5 protein-coding genes are annotated in these 18,717 nt (G+C 63.2%); all 5 read left to right on the forward strand.

Annotated elements, in window-relative coordinates; all coding sequences use genetic code 11:
- Positions 1–269: 269 nt before the first annotated feature.
- The 5 genes from gspE to J3P91_RS14155 all read left to right on the forward strand — a co-directional run bounded on the left by gspE (position 270) and on the right by J3P91_RS14155 (position 18,429).
- Entirely contained in the window at positions 270–1,688 is a 1,419-nt protein-coding gene (gspE, locus tag J3P91_RS14135) for a type II secretion system ATPase GspE (protein ID WP_434600752.1), read from the forward strand.
- On the forward strand, positions 1,688–2,899 hold the full coding sequence (gspF, locus tag J3P91_RS14140; RefSeq protein WP_434600753.1) for a type II secretion system inner membrane protein GspF: 1,212 nt from the start codon (positions 1,688–1,690) through the stop codon (positions 2,897–2,899). The genes gspE and gspF overlap by 1 nt, the downstream gene beginning before the upstream one ends.
- A 373-nt stretch (positions 2,900–3,272) precedes the next feature.
- Positions 3,273–4,460 (forward strand): substrate-binding domain-containing protein, encoded by a 1,188-nt coding sequence (locus J3P91_RS14145; protein ID WP_434600754.1) that lies wholly within the window; start codon positions 3,273–3,275, stop codon positions 4,458–4,460.
- A 153-nt stretch (positions 4,461–4,613) separates the two neighbouring features.
- Positions 4,614–5,783 carry a substrate-binding domain-containing protein gene (locus tag J3P91_RS14150; RefSeq protein ID WP_434600755.1) on the forward strand — a complete coding sequence of 390 codons (1,170 nt, stop codon included), beginning with the start codon at positions 4,614–4,616 and terminating at the stop codon, positions 5,781–5,783.
- Between the two features lie 214 nt (positions 5,784–5,997).
- A complete protein-coding gene (locus J3P91_RS14155; protein ID WP_434600756.1) occupies positions 5,998–18,429 on the forward strand; it encodes a filamentous haemagglutinin family protein in 12,432 nt (4,143 codons plus the stop codon).
- The last annotated feature ends 288 nt before the right edge of the window (positions 18,430–18,717 follow it).

Raw genomic sequence — 18,717 nt, forward strand, 5'->3', positions numbered from 1 at the left:
AGCATCAACCCTGTGGGAGCGAGCCTGCTCGCGATGACGGCGACCCGATCGACATCCATGCAAACTGACCCACTGCTATCGCGAGCAAGCTCGCTCCCACAAGGGAGTTGCGGTGAGAACAATGTTGAGACCACCCCAAGACATTGTGGGAGCGAGCTTGCTCGCGATGACGGCGGTATGGTCGATATCAATGCAGCTGTCCCACCGCCTTCGCGAGCAGGCTCGCTCCCACAGGGTGCCCAGACGACTCATGAACCCGAGGTGTCGGCATGAACACCCTCCCATACGCCTGGGCCAAGGCCCAGCGCCTGGTATTGCGTCAGGCCGGGGAAGAGGCGGTGCTGATGGTGTGCCCGTCGACGCCGGGCTGGTCGATCAGCGAAGTGCGTCGCCAGTTCGGCGAGGTCCGCCTGGAGCGGGTGCGTGACGAGGAGCTCGACGGCCTGCTCAATACCGCCTATGCCGACACCGGCAGTGCTGCCGCCGTGGTCGGCGCGGCGGAAAACGAGGTGGACCTCGACCGGTTGATGCAGGACATTCCCGAAATAACCGACCTGCTGGACACCCAGGACGGCGCGCCGGTGATCCGCATGATCAACGCGCTGCTGACCCAGGCCGCCCGGGACGAGGCCAGCGACATCCACATCGAACCCTACGAGAGCCATTCGGTGGTGCGCTATCGGGTCGACGGCACGCTGCGTGACGTGGTCTCGCCGCGCAAGGCCTTGCACGGCGCGCTGGTGTCGCGGATCAAGATCATGGCCCAGCTCGACATCGCCGAAAAACGCCTGCCCCAGGACGGCCGCATCGCCTTGCGTGTCGCCGGGCGGCCGATCGACATCCGCGTCTCCACCGTGCCCACTGGCCACGGCGAACGGGTGGTGATGCGCCTGCTGGACAAACAGGCCGGACGCTTGCAACTGGAAACTTTGGGGATGGACCCGGACGTGCTCGGCAAGCTCGACCACCTGATCCGCCAGCCCCACGGCATTGTGTTGGTCACCGGCCCTACGGGCAGCGGCAAAACCACCAGCCTCTACGCCGCCCTGGCGCGGCTGGACGCCAGCGTGCACAACATCCTTACCGTCGAAGACCCGGTGGAGTACGACCTGCCGGGCATCAGCCAGATCCAGGTCAATGCGAAAATCGACATGACCTTCGCCCTGGCCCTGCGGGCGATCCTGCGCCAGGACCCGGACATCATCATGATCGGTGAAATCCGCGACCTGGAGACCGCGCAGATTGCCGTGCAGGCCTCGCTCACCGGTCACCTGGTGTTGGCAACGTTGCACACCAACGACGCGGTGTCGGCGATCAACCGTCTGATCGACATGGGCGTCGAACCCTTCCTGCTGGCCTCGTCGATGCTCGGCGTGCTGGCCCAGCGGCTGGTGCGCAGGCTCTGTCCGCACTGCAAGCAACCCGAACCGGCCACCTCCGGCACCTGGCGCCCGGTGGGTTGCCCGAGTTGCAACCAGACCGGCTACAGCGGCCGCACCGGCATTCATGAACTGTTCTGCATCGACGACGACATTCGCACGCTGATCCATCAAGGGGCAGGGGAGCAGGCGCTGCGCGCCGCGGCCCGCCAGGCCGGCATGTTCAGCATGCGCGAAGACGGCGAACGCTGGGTGCGCAGTGGCGCCACCGCGCCTGAAGAAATCCTCCGCGTAACACGGGACGCCTGATGAATCGCTACCGTTTCGAAGCCGCCGACGCCCAGGGCAAGATCGAATCCGGGCACTTGGAAGCCGACAGCCAGGGCGCTGCCTTCAGCCTGCTGCGCAGTCGCGGGCTGACGGCGTTGCAAGTGCAACTCGAGCGCAACACGGCGCAGGCCAACGGCGGCGGTCTGTTCAGTGCCAAACTCTCGGACAACGACCTGGCCTGGGCCACCCGGCAACTGGCGAGCCTGCTGGGCGCCAGCCTGCCGCTGGAGGCCGCGCTGAGTGCGACGGTGGAGCAGGCGGAGCGCAAGCACATCGCCCAGACCCTCAGCGCCGTGCGCGCCGATGTGCGCAGTGGCATGCGCCTGGCCGAAGCCTTGGCGGCGCGGCCACGGGACTTTCCGGAAATCTACCGGGCGCTGATTGCCGCCGGCGAAGAGTCCGGCGACCTGGCCCAGGTGATGGAGCGGTTGGCGGACTACATCGAGGAGCGCAACAACCTGCGGGGCAAGATCCTCACGGCGTTCATCTATCCCGGCGTGGTGGGACTGGTGTCGGTCGCCATCGTGATTTTCCTGCTCAGCTACGTGGTGCCCCAGGTGGTCAGCGCGTTCTCCCAGGCCCGCCAGGACTTGCCCGGGCTGACCTTGGCGATGCTCACCGCCAGCGACTTCATCCGGGCCTGGGGCTGGCTGTGTTTTTGCGTCCTGGCCGGGGGGTTCTGGAGTTGGCGTCTGTACCTGCGCCAGCCGGCGGCGCGGTTGAACTGGCACGCGCGGGTGCTGCGCCTGCCGCTGATCGGGCGATTTGTGCTGGGCCTCAACACCGCGCGTTTCGCCTCGACCCTGGCGATCCTCGGTGGCGCCGGGGTGCCCTTGCTGCGAGCACTGGAGGCCGCGCGCCAGACCCTCTCCAACGACCGCCTGAGCCTGAGCGTCAGCGATGCCACCGCCAAGGTCCGCGAAGGGGTCAACCTGGCGGCGGCGCTACGGGTGGAAAAGGTCTTTCCGCCAGTACTGATCCACCTGATCGCCAGCGGCGAAAAAACCGGCTGCCTGCCACCCATGCTCGAACGTGCCGCGCAAACGCTGTCCCGCGACATCGAACGCCGCGCCATGGGCATGACGGCGCTGCTGGAGCCATTGATGATCGTGGTCATGGGCGGGGTGGTGCTGGTGATCGTCATGGCGGTGCTGCTGCCGATCATCGAGATCAATCAGTTGGTGCAGTAGCAAGACGCGCCACAAAAGCTGCGAATATTTTTGCACTGCCACAACACCTCCCGTGTCATGCCCGCGCCAAACTCGGGTTCCTCGTTCTGTCATGTTTCTCCGCCGCACGACCGCCTGCCGCCGACGTCGCTGGCAACCCTTGCCGTATCCCCGCAAAACCAGCCCGGACCCTCAACCCAGAGCCCTCGTACACCCGAGGAAAAAACCCGAAAAACAGCCCTCAGCTCCCGAGGTTTTTTCCTTTATCTGTCACCGGAAGCTGCGAATTTCTAACCCATGGCCTCACCCCATCGCCACCGGCACAGGACCGAGCGCCATGACGGCAAGCACGCGTCACCAACCTACGTACGAACACGATGAAAGGAGATTCTTCATGTTTAAGCGCAACGTTCTCGCGGTATCCCTGACCCTCGCCGGCCTCTGCGCCGCTCAGGCCGCCATGGCTGATGTCAATGGCGGTGGTGCTACCTTGCCTCAGCCTCTGTACCAGACTTCCGGTGTTCTGACCGCCGGTTTTGCCCCCTACATCGGCGTGGGCAGCGGCAACGGCAAACTGGCTTTCCTGAACAACGACTACACCAAGTTCGTGGCTGGCAACACCAGCAAGAACGTGCACTGGGCTGGCAGCGATTCGAAGCTCAGCACCACTGAGCTGAACAACTACGTCACTGCCCACGGCGCTGCCTGGGGCCCACTGATCCAGGTACCTTCGGTTGCCACCTCGGTAGCCATTCCGTTCAACAAGACCGGCACCGCCAACGTTAACCTCAGCGTCGCTCAGTTGTGCGGCGTGTTCGCCGGCACGCTGACTGACTGGAACCAGATCACCGGTTCCGGCCGTTCCGGCCCGATCACTGTGACTTATCGTGCTGAGAGCAGCGGTACTACCGAACTGTTCACCCGCTTTCTGAACGCCAAGTGCCCTACAGCTGTACCCGCTGTGCCCGGCACTTTCGCCATCACCACCAACTTCGCCTCCAGCTATAGCCTTGGCCTGCCAGCCGGCGCCGTAGCCGCCACTGGTAGCCAAGCTGTGATGGATGCGGTGAATGCTGCCCAAGGTCGCATCACCTACATGAGCCCGGATTACGCCGCCACCACCTTGGCCGGCCTGGACGACGCCACCAAGGTCGCTCGCGTTGCCGGTGTTTCCCCAGCCCCGGCCAACGTGTCGGCCGCAATCGCAGCCGTCACCGTGCCTGCTGCCGCCAACCGCGCTAACCCGAACGCCTGGGTACCGGTATTCGCCGCAACTACCAACCCTAGCGATCCAAGTGTTGTGGCTTACCCAACCACCGGCTACCCGATCCTGGGCTTCACTAACGTGATCTTCAGCCAGTGCTACGCCAACGCTGCACAAACCACTCAGGTGCGTGATTTCTTCACCCGTCATTACAACGCAACTGCGGCTAACAGCAACGATGCCGCAATCACCGCCAACCGTTTTGTGCCTTTGCCAGCTGCCTGGAAGCAAGCTGTTCGTAGCAGCTTCCTCACCAGCACCAACGCTCTCAGCATTGGTAACACCAACGTTTGCAACGGCATTGGTCGTCCGCTGTAACACCACGCCTGAGCAACACGCAACACCGATCAGCAACGGCGAAAGCCGTTGCTGATTTCTTTGTAGTTAACGGTTGTTGTTTCACACCCTTCAGCCGCGCTTACGGTCGATGCACTCGGGTAAGGCGCCGCTTCTCAAGACAGGAGTCTTGTCATGTTCAATCGTTTATCCAAGGCTGTTGCATTGCTGTGCAGCGGTATATGCGCGCCGTTGGCAATGGCGGATGTCAACGGTGGCGGCGCTACCTTGCCCCAGCCGCTTTACCAAACGCCTGGCGTGTTGACGGCCGGTTTCGCTCCCTACATCGGTGTGGGTAGCGGCAATGGCAAACAGGCTTTCCTGAGCAATGACTACACCAGATTCGTGGCAGGCGACACCAGCAAGAACGTTCACTGGGCCGCCAGCGATTCGAAGCTCACGTCGACTGAGTTGAGCTACTACAACTCTACTCACAGTGCCACTTGGGGGCCATTGATCCAGGTGCCCTCGGCAGCGACCTCAGTTGCCATTCCGTTCAATAAGGCCGGCACCGCCAATGTCGATCTGAGCGTTAACCAACTGTGCGGGATCTTCTCCGGTCGCCTGACCGACTGGAGCCAGATCAACGGCTCTGGCCGTACCGGTCCAATCACTGTGGTTTACCGTGCCGAGAGCAGCGGAACCACGGAATTGTTCACCCGCTTCCTGCGCGCAAAGTGCGCGGAAACAGGCAGCTTCTCTGTCACCACCAACTTCGCCTCCACCTATAGTGGCGGCCTACCGGCCGGTGCAGTATCAGCTAACCGCAGTCAAGGTGTCATGGATGCGGTGAACGCAGCTCAAGGTCGTATTACCTACATGAGCCCTGCCTATGCGGCGTCGACGCTAGCGGGTCTTGATGACGCCACAAAAGTGGCGCGGGTTGGTGGTATTTCTCCGGCACCAGCAAACATTTCGGCGGCCATCGCTGCTGTTCCAGTACCAGCCGCCGCCAACCGCGCCAACCCGAACGCCTGGGTGCCAGTGTTCGCCGCAACCACCAACCCTAACGATCCAAGCGTCGTGGCTTACCCTACTACCGGCTACCCGATCTTGGGCTTCACCAACGTGATCTTCAGCCAGTGCTATGCCGACGCCACCCAGAGTACGCAAGTGCGAGGCTTCATCGCCCGTCACTATAACGGCTTAGTAGCCAGCACCAACGACGCAGCGATCACCGCCAACCGTTTTGTGCCGTTGCCAGCTGCCTGGAAGCAAGCTGTTCGTAGCAGCTTCCTGACCGCTACCAACGCCCTTAGCATCGGCCACGCCAACACTTGCAACGGCATCGGTCGTCCGCTGTAAGCCCACGCTTGAACGACCCGCAATACCCGATCAGCAACGGCGCAAGCCGTTGCTGATTTTTTTCGTCACACCCGTACCAACACAGCCATATGAAATTTTCATGACATCCGTTCGGTCCCGAGCGGCTGTAACCGCCTATCCCCTATAACCAACGCTAGCAGCTTGATAGCACTGCGTTGCGCCCCCTTAGAGCGAACCCGAAAGGATGAGTAGGATGCTGCGCTGCAAACCCCAGACGAACCTGAATGCCCCACGTCGCGATGGCGAGTTGTCGATGTTGCGACTCAAGCCGCTGGCCCAGGCCATTGCCCTGCTGATGGTGGCCGGCAATGCCCACGCGGCGACGGCGTTCAGTTCGGCCTGGTTTGCCGCCAAGGGCGCGCCTCAGGCCGGCGGTGCGGGGCGACCTGCAACGGCGCAGCCAGGCATGCCGCCACCCCTGGCGCAGCAGCAGCGGGCCAATGCGCAGTTGCAGCGTTCGCTGACCAACCTCAACAACACCGTGGCCGCGATAGCCGCCCAGCAAGCGGCACAGGCGGCCGGGCGGCAAGCCGCGTTCGGCCAGTTACAGGTGGTGCCTGACGGTTTGGGCGAGGGCGGGCTCAAGGTCGATAACAGCCTGACCCAGGGCTGGCTCAACGCCAAGGGACCGCAGCAGACCCAGGACGGCGGCAAGACCACGGTGAAGATCGAGCAGACCGCCGACAAGGCGATTCTCAACTGGGAAACCTTTAACGTCGGGCGCAACACCACGGTGGATTTCCAGCAGCAATCGGACTGGGCCGTGCTCAACCGGGTCAACGACCCGCAGGCGCGACCGAGCCAGATCCAGGGCCAGATCAAGGGCAACGGCACGGTGATGCTGGTTAACCGCAACGGCATCATTTTCAGCGGCAGCAGCCAGGTCAACGTGCGCAACCTGGCGGCGGTGGCGGCGAACATCAGCGATGAGCAGTTCAGCCAGCGCGGGTTGTACGTCGATGCCACCGGCACCCAGCCAACCTTCACCGATGCCGCCGGCAAGGTCGAAGTGCAACGCGGTGCGCAAATTGAAACCCACCGCGCCGCCACTTCAACCGCAGGCGGTGGCTATGCCTTGCTGCTGGGTTCGGAAGTGGAGAACGCCGGCTCCATCATCACCGCCAAGGGCCAGACCACCCTGGCGGCGGGCGACAGCTTCTACATCCGCCGGGGCCAGGGCACCAGCGGCAACTTGCGCTCCACCACCCGTGGCAACGAGGTCGCGACGTCACTCAAGTCAGGCAGCAGCGCCGGCACCGTGATCAACAGTGGCCTGATCCAGGCCAGCACCGGCGACATCACCCTCACTGGACATCGCGTGCAGCAGAACGGGGTGGCGGTCGCGAGCAGTTCGGTGGATACGCGCGGCACCGTGCACCTACTCAACGCCGCGAGCGACAGCAGCGGCAGTGTGACCCTGGGGCAGGGCAGCGCCACGGCGGTGCTGCTCGACGCCGCGGGCGGCAGCGCCCTGGACAGCCAACGCAATGCCGGACCGGCCGGCCTGGACGGCACGCCGAACAACCTGATCACGGGCCAGTTCAACAACCTCAGCAGCGTGGTCGACCGCACCGACCAGTCGCGGGTCGAGATCGTCAGTGGCGGCAGCGTCGACTTCCAGAACGGCTCCATCACCCTGGCCACCGGCGGCCAGGTTGCGGTCAGCGCGGCCGGTCGCAGCCTGGTGCGCGATGGCGTGGTGATCGACGTGTCCGGCGCCATCGGCGTCAAGGTGGCGATGGAATCGAATTCCATCAAGGTCAACGTCCAGGGCAACGAACAGCGTGACGCCTCGGTCAACCGCGAAGGCGGCAAGTTGACCAACAACGACGTGTGGGTGGACGTGCGGGATCTGGTCTACGTCCCGGCGGGTACCAACGGTTACGCCACCGACCGCTGGTACACGGCGGGTGGGCTGTTGGAAGTCGGCGGCTATTTGGGGACCCGAGGTCACAGCGCCGGTGAGTGGGCAGCGCAAGGCGGCACCCTGACGTTCACCGGTAACGACGTGGTGACCCAACAGGCGGCGCAACTGAACCTGTCTGGCGGTACCCTGGATGTACAGAGCGGCTACTTGCGCCAGTCCTGGCTCAAGGGCCCCAACGGGCGTTTGTATGACTTGTCCAAGGCGCCGGGGGACATCCTCTACACCGGCATCTACAAGGGTTACGAAGACCACAGCCAACGCTGGGGCCAGACTGATTACTACTACAATCCGCTGATTGCCCCGCGCGAGCGTTTTGAAGCCGGCTACACCGTCGGCCGCGATGCCGGCAAGCTGGTGGTGTCGACCCGCAACGCGGTGCTGGAAGGTCAGATCGTCGGCGAGGTCTACCAGGGCGAACGCCAGACCCAAGCGCCGAACCTCAACCTCGACGGCTACCAGCAATCGCAGAACGCCGTGGCCCGTCGCGCGCAATTATGGGTGGGCAGCTACTCGCCGATCTATGACAAGACCAGCGGCGTGATCAACAGTGGCCTGAACCCAACCTTCGACCAGGTCACCGTCGGCAAGGTGGCCGACAAGCTTGCCGCGATGCTGGACCTGACCTCGGTGGTCGGCACTGACCGGCAAGGCAAGCTGGTGCTGGACAATGCGTTGCTCAATGGCTTCCAGCTCGGCGCGGTCAAGGTGGCGGCGGCTGAAGGCATCCAGGTCGACGGTGCACTCAAGGTCGCCGACGGCGGCGATATCACGCTTTATGCCCCGCAGGTCGAGGTGAACGCCGACCTGACTGCCCGCAGCGGTCGCATTGCCTTGGGTAACGTGCTCAAACAGGTCAGGACGGATAATTTCCAGATGGCAGACGTCACACTTTCACCCGCCACGGGACAGCGGGCGACGGTCACCTTGGGCGAAGGCGTCAAGCTGAACACCGCCGGGCGCTGGAGCAATCTGCTGCTCGACGGCAACGACCGCCAAGGCCTGCCGTTCATCAACGGCGGCAGCGTGTCCGTGCGCAGTACTGGCGATATCGATGTGCAGCAGGGCAGCCTGATTGACGTCAGCTCCGGCGCTGCCGTGATGGCCGATGGCAAGACTCGCGGCGGCAAGGGCGGTGACCTGACCTTGACCGCGAGTATTGGTGCATCGTCCGGTAACGGTGACTTGATCCTCAAAGGTGAACTGCGCGGTACCGGCGTGAGTGGCGGCGGGACCTTGAAGCTGGCGGCCAGCAAAGTGCTGATCGGCAACAGCAACATTCCTCTCGAACCTGGCACTTTGCAACTGGGCGGCGATTTCTTCGACAAGGGTTTCTCGGCCTATGACATCACCGGTAATCAAGGCCTGACCGTGGCCGACGGGACCCGGGTCGATGTGACGATGCCGGTGTACCGTTTCGGTGAGCAGGCTTTGACTCCCGGCAGCAACGCAGAACCGGCTGATGCCTTGCAGCGCTGGACGCCGGAGCTGTATCAGGAAGATGCGATCAAAGGTGTTCTCACCCAGCGCCACGGCGCGAGCCTGAGCCTCAGTGCCGGTACCGCGAACTCCAGCGCGGCAGACATGGCCAGCACGGTATTGAACATCGGGCGTGGAAGCGTGATCAGCGTCGATCCGGGACAAGGCATCGACTTGCGCAGCATCGGTCAACTGACCGTCAACGGCACCCTCAACGCCTGGGGAGGACGAGTCAGTCTCACCGAACTGAGCGTCAGCAACCCAGTTCGCAACCCGGTCAATGCCCAAGGCCATGGACGCTCCATCTGGTTAGGCGAGCAAGCGTTGATCGATGTCTCCAGTCGGGCCGTGACTGCCAAGGACATGCGCGGCCAGACCTATGGTCTGGTGCGTGACGGTGGCGAGATTGTCATTGGTGGTCAGATTGATGTCGCGAAAGGATCGGCTTCGGCGCCGGAATTGTTCGTGGTGATGCGCGAGGGGGCACGCCTGCAAGCGGATGGCAGCCAGGCAATGCTGGATGTTCCTGGCCAGGGACGCACATCGGTGACGAGCAACGGTGGCAGTATTTCCCTGGCGTCGGCCAATGGCCTGTACCTGGACGGCGAATTCAGTGCCCGTTCCGGTGGCACGGGGGCCGCAGGGGGAAGTTTGTCGGTGGCGCTGGAGACACCGTATTACCTGAAAAGCGCGGTCAATGACCGGGTCTTGCAGTTGCGTGAACTGGTACTGGGACAAACCGCCCAGGCGAGCCCGCTAAGCGACACCGCCGAGGCCTCGGCGGATGCGTTGATCTATGGTCATGGGCGTTTGGGTGTGGACCAGGTCCAGGCGGGCGGCTTCGACAGCCTGTCTCTGCTGAGTAACGGCATTATTAGTATCGGTGGCGACGTGTCGCTGTCCCTCGGCCAAAGCCTGAGCCTATATGCGCGTAGCTTCGGGTTGAGCTCAGCCGCGCCAGCCGACACCCGTGTTCAACTTAATGCAGCTCATCTGCTGCTGGCGGGGCCGGCGGCCAGTCTACCGAATATGGATTCCTATACCCGACCGCTGATCGAAGGCGACGTATCGCCACTTGCGAACAAGGCGGTGCTTTCCGTCAACGCCGACTTGTTGGATGTACAGGGCAATGTGAGATTCAGCAGCAAAGGCACGCTGAGACAGGCCAATGGCACCACGGTCGAGTTGGAGCGCGCCGGGTTCGACCTGGTCCAGTTAAGCAGCCGTGGTGATTTGCGCTTCCTGGCGGGATTCTCCAGCGAAGGATTGCCTACGGGCTTTACCACGCAATTAATGACTCCTTCGGACATGATCCTGCAAGCGGCGCAACTGTATCCGGCGACTGGGGTCGGGGCTCGGGTATTGGCGGGGTATAGCTTGAGTGGCACCTCTGCCTACGACCCGGCGCGCAGCTTGGTCATCGGGCGGACTACCCAGGTGACGCCTCAGGTACCTTATTCGGCATTCGGTCACTTACAACTGGGCAGTGCGAATATCGAGCAGGGCGGGGTGGTTCGGGCCCCGCTGGGGTTGATTGAGGTCGGCACCAACGACGGCACTAGCATCACTAGCCAAGTGGACTTGCTGCCGAACAGCCTCACTTCAGTCAGTGGCCTCGGTCTGGTTCTGCCTTACGGCGGTACCGTCGATGGTCAGAGTTATGAGTACGCGGGCAAGAAGGTGGTGCTTCTGGGGCAAGGGGCCATCTCCTATGGCAACGGGGATCTGAATATTGGTGTGATTCTGGGCGGAAAATCTGTTGTGGCCCAGGAAGGCTCGGTACTCGATCTTTCGGGCGGCGGTGATCTGCTGGGTGCCGGTTTCATTTCCGGCCGTGGCGGCTCCACCGACGCGCGCTTCAACCCGCTGGTGCAAATCGGTGCCAACGGCGGCTTTACTTTACCGGGCCTGTCCAGCAACCCGGTCTACGCCATTGTGCCGGGCAACCAGAGTGCATACGCGCCAGTGGCGCCCGAGGGCGGCGCAGTGGACCCCAGGATCGGACAACAAATCACCCTTGGCGCCGGTGTACCGGGGCTGGCCGCCGGTACCTATACGCTGATGCCGTCCACCTATGCCTTGCTGCCGGGGGCGTTCCGGGTCGAGGTCAACGGTCTGGCGGGTCAGGGTTCCACGGCGGGTGCGTTGCAGATGCGCAACGGCTCCTGGACCACCGCCGGGGTGCTGTCGGTGGTCAATACCGAGCAGCGCAACAGTCTGTCCAGCCAGGTCATCCTGACTTCGGGCGATGTGCTGCGTCGCTATTCGCAGTACAACGAAACCAGCTACGCCCAGTTCGCTGTAGCCGATGCCGCACGCCTGGGCGTGCCACGAGCCCTGTTGCCGGTGGACGCCAAGACTTTGAAGTTGAAGCTCGCGCAAGGAGCGGGAGATCAGGCGTTCTCCTTTAAAGGCATCGGCAAGTTCGCGCCTCAAAAAGGTGGCTACGGCGGTACCGTCACGGTGGTTGGAGGTAATGGGGCGTTGGAGGTCGTTGCCGATGGGCGCGGGGCCACGGCCGGCTTCGAGGGCGTGACCCTCAATGCCGAAAGCCTGAATGCCTTGAATGCATCACGTCAGGTTATTGGCGGCCAGTTCTTGACGCTCTATGGGCAGAGCGGAAACTACATCACACCCTCGAGCAGTGGAGGTAGAACCTCGTCCAGAGTGATCTTGCGTGAAGGTGTTACGTTGGCGGCACCGGAGGTTTTCCTGCTGGCCAGCGGCGAGGTGTCGATGGAACAAGGCGCCGCCATCAATACCATTGGTCGTGGCGCGGCTGCCTACGATGCCCATGACGGTTTTATCTATGACCTCAATGTGAGTGGTCAGAACTTGCTGGCCGCCTCCAACGGCTTGCTCAACGTGTTGGCACCCTCATCGGGCAGCAGCGGCACCATCAACATCGGCGGCTGCAGCCTGACGCCATGCAGCGGCGTCACCCGAATTCATTCCGAGGGCAGCATCGTCGCCGCCACCGGAGGGAGCCTGGAATTGGACGACAAGGTGCGCTACGGCACCCGTCACCTGACCCTGGCCCTGAGCAATATCAACGTCGGCACCGCCCCGGCATTGAGCGACGCAGCGGCGCGTCAGGTCTTGCCGGCCGGCCTGACCCTGAGCCAGACCGTGCTCGATCGCCTGCTGCGCGGAGACACCGAATACGGCGCCCCGGCCCTGGAAACCCTGGAACTGTCGGCGCGTGAGGCGTTGAATTTCTACGGCACTGTCAGTCTCGACACCTATGACCCGGTGACGGGCAAGTCGCGGTTGGCCAACCTGATGCTCAGCACGCCGGCCATTCATGGCGCAGGCAGCGTCAACGACGTGGCGACCATTCGCACCGCCAACCTGATCTGGAACGGTGCCGTCGGCGCGCCGGGTTCGGTCATCGCCGGCGGGGCCGGCACCGGTGCCGGTCGCCTGGACATCCAGGCCCAGCGCATCGAGTTCGGTTATGGCGAGTTCGCCCAACCGAGCTCGATCACCACCCTGGACCGCCTGGCCCTGGGCTTCGCCAACGTCAACCTCAGTGCCAGCGAACGCTTGACCGCCAATCACAAGGGCAGCCTGGCGGTGTATCAGAGCCAGGGCGCCTATGACGCTAAAACGGGCTACGCCTACAGCGGTGGCAACCTGAATATCCTCACCCCGTTGCTGACTGGCGAAGCCGGTTCGGTCAACCGCATCACCGCGGGCGGTGCGGTCAATGTGACGGGCGCGACCGCTAAGCCGGGCACTGTCTCCGGGCTCGGGGGCGAGTTGTCCCTCAAGGGAGCGAGCCTCAACCTGGCCAGTGCGGTGGTGTTGCCCAGCGGCAAACTGACCCTGAGCGCGACGGATGACCTGACCCTGGCCGATGAGGCGCTGATCGACGTGGCGGGTCGCACGGTCACCTTCAACGATGTCACGCGCTACAGCGCTGGTGGCGAGGTGATCCTGCAAAGCCAGAACGGCAACATCCGCCAGGCGGTTGGCTCCAGCATTGATCTGTCGGCGCGCCACAACCAGGCCGGACGGCTCAGCGCCGTGGCCTTGGGCAGCACGGCCGGGGTTGTCGACCTGCAAGGACGAATCCTCGCCAGCAGCACTGGCGAATACGATGCCGGTGGCACGCTCATGCCATACCTGGCCGGTGGCGTGCAAATCCAGGCCCAGCGCCTGGGCGACAATGGCAGTCTCAGCGAACAGTTCGCCGCGTTGAACCAACGCTTGAGCGACGGCCAAGTGTTCGGCTCCCGCAGCTTCCAGCTCAAGCAGGGCGACCTGGTGATCGGCAACGAACTCAAGGCTTCGTCCATTGACGTGTCCCTGGACAACGGCAGCCTGTTGATCAACGGCACGGTGTACGCCAGTGGTGAGCGGGTCGGCAGCATTTACCTGGCTGCCAAGAATGCCCTGACCCTGGGCAGCGGTGCCGTGCTTGACGCCCATGGTCGACGCCTGCGGGTGGACAGCTACGGCAAGATCATCGACTCGCCGAACCGTGCCATCGTTGACTTGACCGCCAGGGAAGGTCTCCTGACCCTGGGTAACGGCGTGCGTATCGATTTGCGCCACGGTACCGAAGTCGCGCTGGGCAGTGCGTCCGGTATGAACAACGGTCGGCCTCGCGGGACGTTGCAACTCAGCGCGCCACGACTGAGTGGCGTGTCGGGGGGCGACGTGGCGATCGATGCCAGTGGTGCCCTGGACGTACAAGGCGCCCGTTCGATTGCGTTGGTTGCTACGTGGCAATACAGCGACGCGCCGCTGGTGAACGTGCCGGCGGCCAGCGGCAAGCCTTATCAGGTCATCAATCAGGCATGGCTGAAGGATGTGGTGGACCCCGACAACACCGCCTTTATCACCAACGCTCACGACAACAACGATCTGTTGCAGCGCAAACTCGCCGGGCTGAACAACAGCCGCTATCGCGACGTGTTCCACCTGCGCCCCGGTGTAGAGGTGGTGAGTGCGACGGCCGATGGCGACCTGGTGGTCCAGGGGGATCTGGACCTGTCGCAATATCGCTATGCGAGCCTCAATCCGCATAACGTTTTGGATGAAAACGTCTACGGCTCCGGCGAATCCGCCAGCCTGACGCTGCGCGCCGGCGGTGACCTGAACATCTATGGCAGCATCACCGACGGTTTTGCCCAGCCGCCCGCCAGCAACGATGACAAGGGCTGGGTGCTGTTGCCAGGCATTGATTTTGCGGCGGGCGATATCGTCGTGCCCGGCACTGGCGTGACCCTGGAGGTCGACACCGCGTTCCCGGCCGGCTCGGTGCTCAACTTCGACGTGCCGCTCAAGGGCGCGACCCTGGCTGCGGGAACGCGGTTGCCGGTCGCCGCCACGCTGGATCAGCCAATGGTACTGCCGGCCGGCACGGTGCTGGCCGCGGCGGTGCATGACGCACAGGGCAATCTGTTGTTCGCGGCCGGCACGTTGTTGGCTTCGACCCAAACCCTGCAGGCGGGCACGGTGCTCGGGGCGGGCAGCCTGCTGGGCAGCAGCGCAACGATAGGCAACCTGATCTGGCCCAAAGGCGTTGCGTTGCCAGACATTGAAGGCGCGAGTAACGGCTTGACCAACGTGCTGCGTCTCAGCAGCGCCCTGGCACTGAGTGTGGGTTCGAAAATTCCGTCAGGTACCGACATCAAGTTGCCGGCCGGTGTCGAGTCGGTGCAGTTGCGTCCGGAAGTGGCGGGGAGCAACTGGGCCATCGCGCCGATGCTGGCCGAGGGCTCGCAGTCCTGGTCATTGCGACTGGTGGCCGGTGCCGATACGCAGGCGGCGGACAGTCGGGTCGTACGGCCGGTGCTGGCGGGTGGTGATCTGCATTTGGCTGATAGTCACTACGGCACGTTCGGCGTGGCGTCGATGGTCTGGACCGAAGCAGGATCGCTGGATTGGTTCGGCGACACCAGCATGGTGGGGCTGCCGGTTGACTTTGAAGTTTTTGATTACCCCAACTTATGTGTCGACAATCCACTTCATTGTGAAGCTGGCGGAGCACCTGAATACGAGCCCGGCAGCCAACGTTGGAGTGTCATTCGCACCGGCGCAGCGGACTTGGAGCTGCTGTCGGCAGGTGATCTGAAAATGGACTCGCTGTACGGCGTCTATACCGCCGGCAGTTCAGCCAGCGAAACGTACGCCAACGACCCGTACAACCAACCCAAGGCGCGTGCGGCGGCGGGCAAGGTGCTCAATGATGCACTAGGTGAAAACGAGCAATTCGTGGATGGCGGTTCCAATAGTCTTTACCGCGCCTGGTACCCGGACTTTGGCGGCAACCTGAGTTTGAAGGTCGGCGGCAATCTGACCGGTAATAGCCTGGATGTATCGAGTGCGAGTATAGGGCGGCCCAATGGAGGAGACATTGGTTACGATACGGTCAACGTCGGTAATTGGCTGTGGCGTCAGGGCAATGGCTCAGTCGCAACCGGTACGCAGGCACAACCCACCGCTTGGTGGATCAATTTTGGTAGTTACACCGCCGCGAAGGACGGCAAGGCTGACCTGATGGTTGGGTTTACCGGTTTCGGTACTCTGGGCGGCGGTAACCTGAATGTTCAGGTCGCCGGCGATGCGGGGGAGCTCGAACAGATGGCAGGGAGTCGTCTTGTGCCAGGCAGCAACAGCCGCAGCCAAGGACTGGTTCTTGCCGTGGGCAGCACCGGGCGTGTGGGCGCTGATGGCAGCCTGCAATTGACCGGTGGTGGTGATCTCAACCTGCGTGTAGGCGGCGCCTTGAATCCCGATAGCGCGTTCGTCGACGGGCATCTGAACGGTGCGGTCATCAACCTGCGGGGCCACGCGCAGATCGACAGCGGTGCCATCGGTCGAATTGACCTGCGCTATGGCAACGTTGCTTCGGCACAGTCTCCGGGGGAAACGCGTGCGTACGACTCCTTCAGAGCCACACGTAGCCTGCCAACAGGCGGGCTGACCCTGATGCCGGGCGATGCCACGTTCGATCTGACAACTTCGGGCGACCTGGTAGTGATGGACGTAGCGGACCCTGGCCGGGCGCCGATGATGAGCGTATCGCCCTTCAAAGATGGCGCCACTAACGGATCCGGCGTGAGCTGGTTTTCGTTATGGACCGCCAACACGGCAGTTGATCTGTGGTCATCGGGGGGGAATCTGACGCCTGTGGTGCCAGAGGTCGAGACGGATCTGGCGGTGGTCTACCCATCGATCGTGAGGGCTGTGGCGGCCAATGGCAGCCTTTACTATGGCAAGTCCTCGGTATGGGATGGAACAGGTTATGACGGCAACAATCGTCCAGCCCTGTTGCTCGCTCCCGGCATCAACAGTGAGTTGCAATTCATGGCCGGCGATTCCATCTACGGCGGCGACATGTCGGTCAGTCGTTCCGGTGCATCCTCCGCAGCCCTGGCAACGCCGTTCAGGCCAGCCTTTGTGGGTATCGTCGAGACTGTCGAATCCGGTCCCGTCATAAAAGCCAGCAATCTCTCAGCCGATGGCAACCTCGCTCGCCCTAGTGCGAACATATTGCCGCTGTTTGCCTTCGACACCAGCAGTACCTCAGGCGAATGGGCCCTCAATGACGACCCTGCGCGCTTCTATGCGCTGGAAGGTGATTTGCTGGCTGTCACCAGCGGACGGTCGATGACATCGGCATCCGTTGGCAGGTGGCCAGGGCGAATCGCCTACGAAGGCGCCGGAGCTGTACGAATGATGGCAGGACGAGACATCGTCAGTAGCGGGATTCCACTGGGCGGCTCTTTGAGCAACAACTCCCAGGCAGGGGACTACACCAGCGCCGGCAACCTCTTCATCCACAACAACCCCACCGACATCTCCATCGTGTCAGCCGGGCGCGACATCCTCTACAGCACCTTCAACGTCGCCGGCCCCGGCTTGCTGGAGATCACTGCCGGGCGCAACATCCTGATGGACGACAAGGTCAGCATCACCAGCATTGGCGCGGTGGTGCCGGGTGATTCGCGCCCTGGCGCAAGCCTGGTGCTGCAAGCCGGCGCCGGCCTCGACGGTGCGGATTACCAGCGCTTCGTCAAGGCCTACCTGGACCCGGCGAACCAGGCCCTGGCCGGTGTGCCCCTGGCGGACCAGGATGGCAAGGTCGCCAAGACCTACGAAACGGAGCTGGTGAAGTGGCTCAAGGAACGCTTCGGCTTCAGCGGCGATACCGAGCAGGCCCGCAGTTTCTTCGCGGCGTTGCCGGCGGAGCAGCAACGGGTGTTTGCCCGCGACGTTTACTTTGCCGAGCTCAAGGCCGGTGGCCGTGAGTACAACGAAGTCGGCGGCGTGCGCCAAGGCAGCTATCTGCGTGGACGAGAGGCTATCGAGTTGTTGTTCCCGAGCAAGGATGTGGCGGGCAATGCGATCACCTACAAGGGCGACATCACCATGTTCGGCGGGGCAGGGGTGCACACCGATTTTGGTGGCGGCATTCAGATGCTCACTCCCGGTGGCGGGCAGACGTTCGGCATCGAAGGCAACGCGCCGCCGTCCACCGCCGGGGTCATCACCCAGGGTGAGGGCGATATCCAGTTGTATGCGAAGAACAGCATCCTGCTAGGGCAGAGCCGGATCATGACCACTTTTGGTGGTTCGATCCTCAGTTGGTCGGCTCAGGGTGATATCAACGCCGGTCGTGGTTCGAAGACCACCGTGGTGTACACGCCGCCCAAGCGCCTGTACGACACCTGGGGCAACGTGACCCTGTCGCCGTCGGTGCCGAGCACGGGGGCTGGTATTGCCACTCTCAACCCGATTCCAGAGGTAGCGCCGGGGGATATCGACCTGATCGCGCCGCTGGGCACCATCGATGCGGGCGAGGCGGGGATCCGCGTGTCAGGTAACGTCAACATTGCGGCGTTGACCGTGGTCAACGCGGCCAACATCCAGACCCAGGGCAAGTCCAGCGGCGTGCCGCTGGCGGCTTCGGTGAACACCGGGGCGATCACCTCGGCCAGTTCGGCGGCGTCCTCGGCCACGCAAGCGGCGGAAGACGTAGCGCGCCAGCAGCAGAATGCGGCGCGGCAGAACCAGGCGTCGGTGTTTACCGTGCAGGTGGTGAGTTTCGGCTCCGAGCAACTGGCGCCTTCGCGTGATGGCGCCAGCCGTGAAGCACCACGCACCTATGATCCGGCCAGTCCGGTGCAGGTGCTGGGTGCCGGGCCGTTGGACGAGCAGGCGCGGCAGCGGTTGACCGAGGAGGAGCGGGGGCGGTTGAGCTTGTAAACCGAGTTGCCGCCTTCGCGAGCAGGCTCGCTCCCACAGGGGTTGTTGTGCCTGGGCATCCTCGGGCACCCATTACCCCGTGGCGAGGGAGCTTGCTCCCGCTGGGCTGCGAAGCGGCCCCAAGTCATTCGCCGCGGTGTGTCAGGTAGATATCCATCAGCCTTTTTGGGGCTGCTGCGCACCCCAGCGGGAGCAAGCTCCCTCGCCACAGCTGCGGCGCTCTCTCAAATGAAGCTTTCATGACAAAAGTTCGGTAGCACATCGCCATTCCCGTCATGCCTGTGTGAC

This window comes from Pseudomonas sp. Z4-7, from assembly GCF_051131965.1.
Taxonomy (GTDB): domain Bacteria; phylum Pseudomonadota; class Gammaproteobacteria; order Pseudomonadales; family Pseudomonadaceae; genus Aquipseudomonas.